This is a genomic window from Bacillus sp. FSL W7-1354 (assembly GCF_038002405.1).
Lineage (GTDB): Bacteria > Bacillota > Bacilli > Bacillales > Bacillaceae > Bacillus > Bacillus paralicheniformis.
Window position 1 is genome coordinate 2603779 of sequence record NZ_JBBOCL010000001.1, and the last position, 12157, is coordinate 2615935.

Annotated in this window: 12 protein-coding genes and 1 pseudogene; 8 read left to right on the top strand and 5 right to left on the bottom strand. The window is 43.7% G+C overall.

Features of this window, described 5'->3' with window-relative positions:
* Window positions 1-30: 30 nt before the first annotated feature.
* Window positions 31-186 carry a hypothetical protein gene (locus MKZ04_RS13315; RefSeq protein ID WP_228767692.1) on the bottom strand — a complete coding sequence of 52 codons (156 nt, stop codon included), beginning with the start codon at window positions 184-186 and terminating at the stop codon, window positions 31-33.
* A 25-nt stretch (window positions 187-211) separates the two neighbouring features.
* A pseudogene (locus MKZ04_RS13320) lies at window positions 212-804 on the bottom strand (sigma-70 family RNA polymerase sigma factor).
* 157 nt (window positions 805-961) lie between these two features.
* Between MKZ04_RS13320 and MKZ04_RS13325 the strand changes: the two are divergent.
* From MKZ04_RS13325 to MKZ04_RS13345, 5 genes are all read left to right on the top strand, one after another.
* Window positions 962-1111, top strand: a complete 150-nt coding sequence (locus MKZ04_RS13325; protein ID WP_020452973.1) for a YvrJ family protein — start codon at window positions 962-964, stop codon at window positions 1109-1111.
* Window positions 1112-1204: 93 nt separating this feature from the next.
* On the top strand, window positions 1205-2359 hold the full coding sequence (locus MKZ04_RS13330; RefSeq protein WP_020452974.1) for an oxalate decarboxylase family bicupin: 1155 nt from the start codon (window positions 1205-1207) through the stop codon (window positions 2357-2359).
* A 72-nt stretch (window positions 2360-2431) separates the two neighbouring features.
* Window positions 2432-2830 carry a YrvL family regulatory protein gene (locus MKZ04_RS13335; RefSeq protein ID WP_025810753.1) on the top strand — a complete coding sequence of 133 codons (399 nt, stop codon included), beginning with the start codon at window positions 2432-2434 and terminating at the stop codon, window positions 2828-2830.
* 64 nt (window positions 2831-2894) lie between these two features.
* Window positions 2895-3380 (top strand): DUF6022 family protein, encoded by a 486-nt coding sequence (locus MKZ04_RS13340; protein WP_341046123.1) that lies wholly within the window; start codon window positions 2895-2897, stop codon window positions 3378-3380.
* Window positions 3381-3527: 147 nt separating this feature from the next.
* On the top strand, window positions 3528-4973 hold the full coding sequence (locus MKZ04_RS13345; protein WP_075212686.1) for an alpha/beta hydrolase family protein: 1446 nt from the start codon (window positions 3528-3530) through the stop codon (window positions 4971-4973).
* Window positions 4974-5149: 176 nt separating this feature from the next.
* Here MKZ04_RS13345 and MKZ04_RS13350 read toward each other — a convergent pair whose 3' ends face one another.
* From MKZ04_RS13350 to MKZ04_RS13360, 3 genes are all read right to left on the bottom strand, one after another.
* Window positions 5150-6373: a glucuronoxylanase gene (locus MKZ04_RS13350; protein ID WP_105981375.1), complete on the bottom strand. Its 1224-nt coding sequence runs from the start codon at window positions 6371-6373 to the stop codon at window positions 5150-5152.
* 100 nt (window positions 6374-6473) lie between these two features.
* Window positions 6474-8021, bottom strand: coding sequence for a glycoside hydrolase family 43 protein (locus tag MKZ04_RS13355; RefSeq protein ID WP_145646002.1), 1548 nt, complete (start codon window positions 8019-8021; stop codon window positions 6474-6476).
* A gap of 670 nt (window positions 8022-8691) precedes the next feature.
* The gene (locus MKZ04_RS13360; protein WP_153247050.1) at window positions 8692-8853 is read right to left on the bottom strand and encodes a hypothetical protein; all 162 of its coding nucleotides are present in this window, start codon (window positions 8851-8853) and stop codon (window positions 8692-8694) included.
* Between the two features lie 202 nt (window positions 8854-9055).
* On the opposite strand from MKZ04_RS13360, the gene MKZ04_RS13365 reads away from it, so the two are divergent.
* From MKZ04_RS13365 to MKZ04_RS13375, 3 genes are all read left to right on the top strand, one after another.
* Entirely contained in the window at window positions 9056-9598 is a 543-nt protein-coding gene (locus MKZ04_RS13365) for a YcxB family protein (RefSeq protein ID WP_020452980.1), read from the top strand.
* A 172-nt stretch (window positions 9599-9770) separates the two neighbouring features.
* Complete coding sequence (locus MKZ04_RS13370) at window positions 9771-10151, top strand: hypothetical protein (protein WP_023856311.1); 381 nt, start codon at window positions 9771-9773, stop codon at window positions 10149-10151.
* 283 nt (window positions 10152-10434) lie between these two features.
* Complete coding sequence (locus MKZ04_RS13375) at window positions 10435-12153, top strand: ribonuclease YeeF family protein (protein ID WP_020452982.1); 1719 nt, start codon at window positions 10435-10437, stop codon at window positions 12151-12153.
* Window positions 12154-12157: the final 4 nt, after the last annotated feature.

Consider the following 12157-nt stretch of genomic DNA (forward strand, 5'->3'; position numbering starts at 1 on the left):
GGCCGTTTTACGCAAGCAAAACAACTCAGGTTAAAGGACTTTCAGTAATTCTGTTATAAACTCCCAAAACCCAGGAACTTCTTGACATAAAAGCATCTCCGCTTTTTCGCAAATTTTCATCTTCAGCTCCTGTTCAAGATCCTCCCTCTCTTGATAGGATGTGTTGTTTAATTTGCTTTTGATCATCGGCGTGAAATTTTCCAGCAATTTCTCAATCTCTTTTTCGTCGTGCAGACTCACTGTTATCATTCCCCTCTGCTTTAGAATTCAGCAGCTCTCTTATCTTTTCGAGTGCCCTTTTATGAATTCTTGAATATTTTGCCTTGATTCTCCCAAAGAGTCAGCCATTTCCTGCATGGATACCCCGTGAATGTAAATTTGCGCAAGCACTTTTTTCTGCTTGTCCGTCAATTGCAAAAAAGCTTCATAAAGCATCGGGTCTTGCAGATGTTCACTTAAATCCTCTTCCTGTTCCAAGACATCGTCTAACAGGTCCCCTCGGGGCGGCTCGGGCAAAGTCGGACTGTCGTCGATCATCAATGGAAAACGCTCTCGATTTTTCCGGACTCTTTTATCAAAGTCGACGGAGAAAATCCGGATCATCGAGTTGATGTATTTGATCATGCGGATGTTTTTGTAAAACCGCTTAAATTCGCGATCGAGACACTCTGCCTCTTCAGAATCCGGATGTTCCAAAACGTGGTTGAAAAGCCGCTCATACCGGGGGTTGCTCAAAAAATGCTTCACAAGCGGATGCCCTGTGATTTCCTTGATTTTCGCACGCAGTAACGTTTGATCAATCATAAAAACCGCCTCCTATTTATTTAGATGAAAGAAATGTAAAAAAAGTAAACTCATCTCTTCTTATTAACATGCAAACATAAGTTCCCATTCAGAGAAAATAGTTCTTTGCTTACATTTTTCAGACTTTCTTCACTTCTTAACATAGGAGGTGGTAAGAATGGACAGTGCATTCATTGAGGAAGCAGCGAAACAAATCGGCAATGTCGGCTTTCCAGCTGTATTGGCAATTTACCTGCTGACGCGTTTTGAAAAGAAAATCGATGAACTGATCGAATTGATCAAAGAAAAAAGTGACACCGATGATTGACATCGGCCTCACTTTTTTCACTTAACATGACAGAAGGGGAAAACGAAAGGCCTTTCAGCTCTCCTTTACATTTTGAGAAAGAGGGGATATCACATGGAAAAAAACAAATCAATTCCACAGCCGATCAGAGGAGAAAAAGGAGCGGAAACGAAAATTCCGCATAACGTTGAGCGCGATCGCCAAAATCCGGACATGCTTGCGCCGCCGGAAACCGACCACGGAACGGTGTCAAACATGAAATTTTCATTTTCCGATGTCCATAACCGACTCGAAAAAGGCGGATATGCACGGGAAGTCACCGTTCGCGAGCTGCCGATTTCAGACAAGCTTGCCTCTGTCAACATGAGGCTGAAACCTGGAGCCATCAGGGAACTTCACTGGCATAAGGAAGCCGAATGGGCATATATGCTGTACGGAAAAGCACGGATTACGTCTGTTGACCAAGACGGCAGAAACTTTATTGAAGATGTGAAAGAAGGAGATCTCTGGTACTTCCCGTCAGGTCTGCCGCATTCAATCCAAGCGCTTGAAGACGGCTGCGAATTCCTGCTCGTCTTCGATGACGGCTCTTTCTCTGAAAACAGCACCTTCCAGGTGACAGATTGGCTGGCCCATACGCCTGATGAGGTAATTGCCGCAAACTTCGGCATTTCAAAAGACGTCGTAGCATCTCTTCCAGATAAAGAAAAGTATATTTTCCAAGAAGTGATCCCTGGATGTCTTGAGAAAGACAAAGTCGAAAGCCCGAACGGAACGGTGCCTCAATCTTTCAGCTACAATTTGCTTGAACAGGAACCGATCGTATCTAGCGGCGGTAAAGTATGGATTGCCGATTCCACGAATTTCAAAGCGTCGAAAACAATCGCTTCTGCGCTGGTGGAAGTCGAACCTGGAGGCATCCGGGAGCTGCACTGGCATCCGAATACAGACGAATGGCAGTATTATATTTCCGGACAAGCGAAAATGACCGTTTTCGCGTCCGACGGGCATGCCAGAACATTTAACTACCAGGCCGGAGATGTCGGCTATGTGCCGTTTGCAATGGGACACTACGTCCAAAATACAGGAGACGAACCGCTTCGCTTCCTCGAAATCTTCAAAGACGACCACTATGCTGACGTTTCGTTAAACCAATGGCTCGCGCTCGTTCCGGAAGAGCTTGTCCGCCAGCACCTCGACGTCGGCAGCGAGTTTACAAACATGCTCTCTAAAGAAAAGCATCCGGTCGTGAAATTTGATAAGAAATAACCAGCCAGGCTTGCAGGAGACATATCCTGCAGGCCTTCGGCTGCTGTGTACATATTTAAAAGGAGTTGTATCATGAAACATTTCGTTATTTGCTGCTTATCGGTAATGTTCGTTTTTTTCGCCCACTTTCTCGGCATTTCGATCCTGTTTCATCTGCCGGGCGCATTTTACCAAACTGTCGGGTCCCTGCTTTTGTTTACGCTTTGTTATACCGCACTGACCTTTGTCCTGGAACCGGCTGAAAAGCTGCTCATCCACAGTATGAAGCTGCTGGGCATCAATCGGCGGATCACGTTTTTTGCAGCCGAAATGCTCACGATCGGATGTTTATGGGCCGCGATTTTTACAGCGGACGAATTGCTGGACGACGTTCTGCTGACCTCTTCGGCGGAAATCATGATTGCCGTTTCGTTTTTTACCATTGATAAAATCCTTTATCCACGGCAGAGGTCCGGTTCGCTCTTATATTGAGAATCCACTGTGCAGGAGAATGTTATATAATGGATTTCAAGTAATCAAAAGGAGGTTTTCGTTCTTGTATAAGGTACGTTTTAGACCCGACATGTCGATCAAAGAAATCGGCGAACAGGTGCAAAGCTATGTCGCCGCCAATTGGAAACAAACGCTTGAAGATCATCGCGAAGCGCTTTTAAAGGTGTTTCCCGAATTGGAAGACGCGACTTACGGCGTCTACTTGGACCACCTGCTGCCTCCTGTATTTGAAAGTCTCGAACAGTCCGGCTTTACAACGATTCAAGATGCGGGAAAAGGTGATTTTTTCATCGGAAAAGGCTTAAACTTTAGACAGTCCATGGAAAAATGGGGAGCTGACGACTGCCGCTCACGGGTGTTTTGGGCTGTCATCTCCGATCAGCAAGAAAAGCCTGCCGGGACGCTGCTCTTTGACTTTTTTCACTCTCACGACGGGTTTGACGTGCCTCTTTCTCCGAAGATTTACACATTGGAGGAAACAGAGAGAGACAGAATTGTCGCTCACGTGAAACAGATAAAGGAAAACTAGCTGATAGCGACCCACAACATCATAAGCTGCAACCGCTGGGTAACCCGGCGGTTTTTTTAATGCAGCACAAGGAATATTTTTGCAACCAATCAAACCACACATTCGTTATGTATAAGACCACCAACATCTTACATAAGGGAGAAAATCATGAGAACTTTCGAAATATTATTAACACTCCTGTCTTTTGTCATGCTGTTTCAGCAAAAAATGCCGAGAAAACTTGCGGCGGCAGCCGGATTTGCGAGTATTGGCGTGTTGGCGGGACAGCTTTTTTTTGAGGGATACAGATGGCAAATGGTTTTGATCTATCTGATCTCCGCCGCCCTCGCCTTTATCGCGATCTTCGGTAAAAGGCTTCAAATCAAGATGTGGAAGCCGCTGAAATATGGCTTGTATGTTCTAATATTCGCCATGCTGGCAATCTCCGTCTTCCTGTCTGTATACCTGCCCGTCTTCGATTTGCCTAAGCCTGACGGCGCTTATTCTGTCGGGACGAAGACGTTTCATTTGACCGACCGCGACAGAGAAGAAACGCTGACAAAAAATCCGCACGATAAAAGAGAACTGATGATCCAAGTATGGTACCCCGCCCAAGGTTTGCATGGACAGAAACGGGCACCTCTCTTTCCCGAAGACGCAAGCACATTTCACGAATATATCGAGAAGTTCGCAGATGGATTCGGCCTTCCCGCGTTTGCTTTGGACTATTGGCGCTACATCAAAACAAACTCATACGAAAACGTTGCGATTTCATCAGCTGAAGCCCGATATCCAGTCGTCGTAATCAGCCACGGCTTCGGAACAAGCCGGCTGCTGCACGCTTCCCAAGCCGAGCATCTGGCAAGCCATGGATTTGTCGCAGTGGCAATCGATCATACTTTCAGCACGATGGCAACGGCTTTTCCAGACGGACGGGTGACAGGCTTAACAACCGAGCCATATATGAACGGCGTTTCCGAAAACAGCAGCAAGCTCGGGAACATTTGGACGCAGGACGCCGACTTTGTCATCAACCAGTTGGATCAGCTGAATCGCGATGCCTTTGAGGGAAAACTCGATATGGACAACATCGGGATGATGGGTCACTCATTCGGCGGCGCCACGGCGTTTAACGCCGCATATTCAAATCCCAAAATTAAAGCCGGAATCAACATGGACGGTTCACTGTACAATGTCAACGGCAAGCAGGCGATTTCAAAGCCGTTTCTATTCATGGAATCGAGCAGCTTTATGAACATTAAAGACAAGGCGCTCAGCGGAAAAATTTCTGATGAAGAAATCAAAAATTCGGGTTTAACGAAAGAAGAATTCAACAAGATGATTGAGGAACGAAAAAAGGAATACAAAATCATTGATCAAGCGTCAATGGTGTATATTGAAGGAACGGAGCATTACAACTTCACCGACTTGCAGCTTTATTCAAAACTTTTGAAGCAGCTCGGCATGACGGGCGACATCGACGGCGAACGAAGCGCGGATATCGTGAACCGGTACGTTTTGGATTTTTTCAACAAGCATTTAAAAGAAACCGGCGGCGGCTTGATCAGCAAGCCGAATCCGTCATATCCGGAGGTGAAGTTTCCGAAGGAATAAACCGAAAACGACAGAAAGGGTGCCGGCGGCGGCACCCTCTTTGTCTCATTAACAGATACACCCTGGATTGCGAGAACTAAATATTTTTCGTATGCCTTTTCACTAAATGGCCGCTAAGCCCGGCATATCGGAACTGTGCGGCTTGTAACTCCGCTTCATGCGCGGCGTCGTTAATATTAGCGGAGGTTAGCGACAAATGTTGTCACACTCTGAGCCGGAAGATGCGCCCAAAAATGATTGTCTGTTACATTGAGATTCGTTCCAGGTTGAAGGTTGCTGCTGCTGCTCGTGATCCATCTGGATACTTGAGAAACAGATCCATTCTGCAGAACGAAGTTTTGGTTAACCCCTGAGTTGTTTTTATTAATGGCAACTATAACGACTTTGTTGTCACCTTTATAGGCAGATACGTAAACGTTTGAAGCGGGGCTCTTTGTCGCATCAACCCTGACATAACCGGGACGGACAAACTTCGAGAAATGAGCCATATTGTAACCGCGCTTGCTGATCGTACCGTCTTCTTTCATAGGACCGTATGATCTGCGGATGTACCACCATACATAAGCCTGAAAATCTCCCTCTACCATCGAATTGTGAATATGGTGCGAAACATCCAATGCCTCAGGCCAGCGGTCCGCAGAATTATTGTCACTGTTCGGATAATATACTTCCGTCATCCAAAGATCTTTTCCTGCTCCTTTTTGTTTGAACAGTGGATAAGCGAAATTGTTAAGCTGTGTACCATAAAGATGAGCGCCAAGAATATCCATATTGGCAAGCGCCTTCGGATCATTCAAAATCGGATCCGATATATTTTTTAAGTATTGAAACGACTCAGGCGCGATGACACGGGCATTAATCGAGCCGGCGTTCTCTTTCATAAAGCGAAGTATTTCTTGCGGTGTCCACCATGTCCAGTCGTGTGCGTAATCAGGCTCGTTTTGGACGGAAATCGCATACAGATTCACGCCATTATTTTTCATGAAGGTAACAAAGTCGTTAAGATGCTTCGCGTATGCGGCGTACTTATCGTATCTCAGCCGTTTAGCTGATGTGTCTCCATTCCGATTGAAAGTCTCAACCATATCGCTTGGCGGATTCCAGGGAGAAGCAAAAACGATTGCTCCGTGTTTGATCGCACTCTTTGCCGTCTCCACTTCTCTGTACCAATTGTTTCTATTTTCATCAACATGAATTCTTAAAATTGAAAAGCCTAACTGATTCTGTCCATTGCCAAAGGCGGTTTCTCTTTGAGCTGCTGTAAGATCCCCGATCCAAGCCGGGTGATTCATCCCTCCAAAACCGCGAATCACTTGTTTTTCTGCAGATAGACGAACTGTTGCGTCACTGGCTGCTGAAACTTCAGAAGCGGCAGGCCCGGTTAACATGAGCGACAGCATCATTACATATGCCAACAATACACAAATTATTTTTTTCACATGCTTTCATCCTCTCATTGTTGTGGTATATGAAAACCCCTCTGAGACCACCTTTTTGCTGTTACCGGTGCTCATTTTGTGTAAACTGCCAGTAATCAAAATTAAACAAGTTGCCTGAACTGTTTCCGGTAAATACAAAATAGACGTTGTGAACACCGGTTGCGCCGCTCACAGTGGATTCTATTTCTCTCCAAGTCTGCGCTCCGCCTGTGGAAGGTACATTCAGAGTTCCCACAAGCTTACCTGTTACACTGTCGAGACGGACTTCAATTTTACCGCCTGCAGTGGAAGCGACATTGGCTTTAAATGTCCTCGCTCCGCGCGTGCCGAAGTCAGCATTTCCTACAGCAATCCAGTCTCCGTTATGAATGCTTGTGACGTTTTGATTATTTTCCGGTCCGCCGGGTGCTGAGGATTTCTCCGTCAAAATGCGTCCATTCCAGGCAAACGTTTCAGCTTCTACCCGGTTATACGGATTCAAATTGGCAAGCTGAGACACTCCCCTATAATTTGCCGCCACCTCTTGAATGGACCCGTCTGCAAGATGGACCAGCTTATTGATATGGGGAGAACGGTATCCTTTGCCGGCTCCGAACAAAGCGAAACTGACAGTTTGAGCATGGTACACCACATACCACTCGTTTTTAAAATTGAAAACAGCATGATGGTTGTTTCCGCCAGCCCCGAAGAATGCACCCGGATTTTTCAGGAAATGCCCTCTATACGTAAAGGGCCCCATGGGACTTGAGCTGGTCATGTAGCCGATTTCACCCGGTGGTATATTGGCCGGGTGCGCACCGCTGAAATTGATGCAATAGGAATAGTAATATTTTCCGTTATGTTTATGAATTCCCGAGTCTTCAAACATGAAAGGCGCATCAATCACAGACGCGCTTCCAACAACGCTCGTCATATCGGTCCCCAATTTTATGACTCGTGCTGTTTTAGGATTTGCCCATTGCTCCTGCGTTGGATTTGAACCGCCAGGGATGCCTCCGCCGGCATACAGATAACCGGTGCCGTCGTCATCTACGAACACTGCCGGATCAAATAGCCAAACAACGCCGAACATTCCCGGTGTACTTGTTGTAACCAACGCTTTTCCGATCGGATCTGTCCACGGCCCGGTCGGGCTGTCTGCGGTGAGGACCCCGATACCTCCGCCGCCGTTTGCAAAGTAAAGGAAGAATTTATCCTTACCATTTATCTTTTTAACTGCAACTGACGGGGCCCAGGACGCGCCTGCCCATTTCGCAATCCCCCGACCGCCATTAGCCCCGTTGGCACCTGCCACCGGAATGGCTCCGTGATCTGTCCAGTTCACCATATCCGCTGAAGAGATGACGAACACTTTGTTCAAATTGGCAAATGAATTATCCTTAATCGTTCCGTTGCTGTTATATTCATAATCGTCACTGGACATATAGATGTAGACTCTTCCGTTATAGGTCAGCGCAAAGGGATCCGCTCCTAAATGATGGTCTATAAGCGGGTTAGAATTCCCTACATGTTTTGCAATGGTTGTGCTGGCAGCAAGTACAGATTTCCCAGGTATACAGCTCATGAATAGCACAAGAACCAATAAACATGCACCGCACTTCATTTTCATGACCAACATCCTCCTTTTATCTATAAAATCAGGCGAGTTGCCGATTTTTCCGGCAGAAGCCCCTGTCTTTGGAAAGTGCGATCCGGCTTTGGGACGATTTCTAATCTTGAAGCAGCTTCTTTCATAGCTCTATTCCTTCGCGAAGCCGGGCCTAGCCCTCTTCCGGAAGAACGCGTTCAGAATCTTGGCCAACCGCAATAACCTGACCGGTGATTTATCTGCCGGCGCTTTGCTCTTCTTTCTCCGCATCCCCTCCTGTAGTTCATATTTAATAACCGTTTTGCATAAGCGTTGATCATACAAACTTTTACATTTAGCACCTTCAAAAACTTACCATAATTTTTTAAGCATATTAAGTGTCTTTTATCATTTCTTTTTCATAATCTAAAATTGATTCTTATGAACTAATTTCATTTTTCTAAAAGAAAATAGGGTTGTTTTATAGACATCCGTACGTTGCCTAGAGGTGATTCTTAATCACGGAAAGAAAAAGAGTTTAAGTTGAATCAGCGGAGCATTACAGCTTCCCCGAAGACGGAAAAGCGGAGATATTATAAATCATCATGTTTTGGATTTTTTAAGGAACGGGCGGCGACTTGACAAGCGAGCTGAATCCGGAGGAATGACCGAAAAGCTGAGTGCCGCTGAGGAAAGCGGCAACCTCTTATAATCAGGAGAAAATAAAGAAAAGACTTAAAGCAATCGCAGTCTGAACAAGCGAAATCAAAGCCAAGTGTCCAAACGGAGTCTTGGCTTTTTTGATGTATGTATCATAAATGGCATTAACAGTAAAGAAACAAACGTATCCTATTAGCGATTCAATGATGAGCATGGTAGACCTCCTTTTGGTCAGCTCCTTCGAATGTATATACAATCAAAGTTCGACATAATACCCTCTGATCCTTTTTTAGCGATCCCTAAGTCGATTACACGGTGCCTCTGCTATACCGATTCCAAAGAAAAGCCAATTTCTGAAAATAAATGAAACTTTATGCTAAAATTAAAGGAAAACAGGTTTGAGGTGCAGTAAACTTATGATCCAACACAGTGTCTTTCTTGAGGGAGAATATACATTACAGGATATGAGATACTTCTTTTTTTATTGGCTTAAAAAATACGCATTCCTTTATTTTATTCTTATTTTTCTATTGTTGGTCTGGGTGTTTTCCGTCGATGGGAAGATGCCGATTACCGTTTATCATAGTGAAACACTCGAATTGTTGTTGAATGGACTTCTCATGATTGTACTTTCAATAATATTAACCTCACTTTTAATTGGTTTTTTTTATATCCGGATGCAAATTGTCTATCGGAAAAATGAACGGCTAAAACGTAAAAGAACTTACACTATCAATCCACAAGGAATTCAGATTCAATTTAAGAATTTCGATACGTTGTTTCAATGGTATGAAGTGACAGCAGTAACAGAATATAAACGCCTCATCCTCATGAAAACGTCAAGCAGCCAGATGATTTTGATACCGAAACGCTTTTTCACATTTGAAAATGAACTTCATTCTTTCAGAGAGCTTGTGACTACATATGGGCAGGCCAAAAAATTGAAATTGCAATCTTAAGAAGATGGATTTCTCTTTTTTGTATATCCATTTTCATTTCGTAAAAGGAAGCTTTATTCTTTAGTGATTGTAACCAAATGTATCAGAGGAGAATGCTATTTTTAGAAAACCATTAATAATAAGAATGTCCCTATAATGAATCCAGTCGATAAATAAAAGGCGGTTGATAGTAATGAATAATGCAATACTAAAAAAATTACACCCACATATAGAGGAAGAGGTTACACTTGAAATAAACGGATTTGAATTCACTGGATTTTCAACTATTTGCCCCTATGTCATTGAAGAAGGGAGAGAGTATCCTGTTTTTATTAGCTTCACAATTTTAGATCAGTCAGACCTTCTTGAGTTAGATAAGGAAATCAAAGAATTAGCACGAATTGATGATAGTTATAGATATTATATACGCGGAATACTACATGAAGATTATATTGATGCAGGAATAAAAATTTATGATGACAATGGATATTTTAATGATTATAAATATCTGGCAGGTAAACCCGTAGAGTTATTAGTTGACAGAATAGCAGTTGATTTTCTTGATAATAACTAATGACCAATCGGCAAGAAACCATTCAAAATAAAATAGATTGATGAAAGTCAAAAAAGTTTTAAAACAGTTCTTTAATCTCGAGTTTATAGAATTTGAAAATTATGATCCTGAGTGGTTGCAAGTATTTGACGCACCATTGGAACGATTTAGCCTAATTTTCTCCACCCTTCTTCCTTCCTCTTCATTATGATTCATTTTCAGTGAACCACAGGATTTATTGTCCATTCTTTTCTATAAAGTGGTAAACTTTTTTCTGAATAAGTCTTTTGAAAGGGTTTGACGTATGAAAGTCTTTGAAGCGAGTTCTTTAATTGAAGCAGCGAACAAACGTAAGAAAGAATATGAAGCCTTTGAAGAACAACTGCAAACACTGAAAAAAGCGTTTCTGGGCGTTGCTGATTTAGGTGATGACTTTGAGGGAAAAGGCGCGGACAACATCAAAGACTTCTTTAGAGGACAGGCCGAGATCGTTGATAGTTGGCTCAAGCTTGTCGATGCACAGATCGCTTTTTTTAAAGGGGTTTCCGGCGATATTAAAGATCAAAAGCTGTCCAATTCATATGTGGAAGTCTCCTTTCTGGATCATGAGCTGAAAAATGCGGATTTGAAAGCAACGGAAATCGTCTCAGGGCTCAAGCTGGAAATGGATAAGATCATCGCCAGCGTAAGCGATATTGTTGACTTGGATAATTGGACGCTAGATGACTATATTGATAAAATGGGCAAGGCACAAGAAACTCGCCAGAACACGATCGATGCTGTCAACAAGCTTGACGAATCGTTAAAAACCGAATACTCAAATTTAGAAGCTCTTGACAATACAGTGCTCGCTAAGTATTCCGGTCTAATGGAAGCAACAAGCCATGGAAAAAGTGCGGCTCCGATGCATTTTAGTTTGAAGTCGTTTCATTCCAGTGAAATCTACAAGAATACGATGGAAGTTGAAAAACAGGCCACTAATTACATCGACTCCAAAAGCGAACAAGCCGAAGCCCGGCAACTGCAGGAAAAACAAGAAGAAGAAGCAAACAAGCCTTGGTATTTAAAAACGCTTGATGCTGGTGGAACATTTTTAGGAGAAATCAGCGGGTACTATGATTATAAAAGAGCTGCTGAAGGGATTGACCCGATCACAGGCGAGAAATTAACGGATGGCCAGCGAGTCGCCGCCGGAGCGATGGGTGCGGCCGGCTATATCCCGGTTGTCGGCTGGTTAGGCAAAGGTGCAAAAGGGATCAAAGGTGTATACAGCATGTACAAGGCCGAAAAAGCAGTCACAACTGTAGACAAAGCTCTGGCTGCTTACAAAACCCCGAAAACCTTCCACGCTCTGAAAAACTCTGAAAAAGGCCTATATGGACTGGCCGCGGCTAATGGCTTCAGCGAAACCATCACCGGACGGGATATGCTCGGAAATAAGATTTCGGATGAACAGCGACAGGATAGCCTAAATCGTGCAATCGCAATGATAGCACCTTTCGGTATGCAGAAAGCCGGAAAAGTGCTGAGTGTAAACTCACATAACGGTAGGGCCACTAATCTTTACAGAGGTGAAGACTTTCCTTATGAGCCTAAAAGACCAAACGGCATAGGCAAGTCTCATATTTCCCCTGAAACCGGTAATCTTGTACCTGCCAACAAAACTGGTATGTACCAAGGTCGTCAGGTTACTGTAACAGAGCACGTCCTTGGAGGATATAGAAAAGGCGGGAAATCCAACAGCCCATATACAAGTTTTACAATAAATCAAAAAGTTGCAAAGGGATACGGTGAAAATACAATAGAACTCGACATATCTGCTCTCCGTAAAGCCATCAGGTCTGGTGAAGTGAAGGATATTGTAATTTTATCTCCTAAACAAATCGAAAGGTTAATCAAAAATGATACTCGACAGTCTGAATACTGGAAAAACAAAGCTTTAAAATGGACTCAAAGAGACACTGAATACTTTGTAAAAGGTGAAGTTCCAAAACAATTTATCAAAGTACATCCGAAGGAGTGATAAA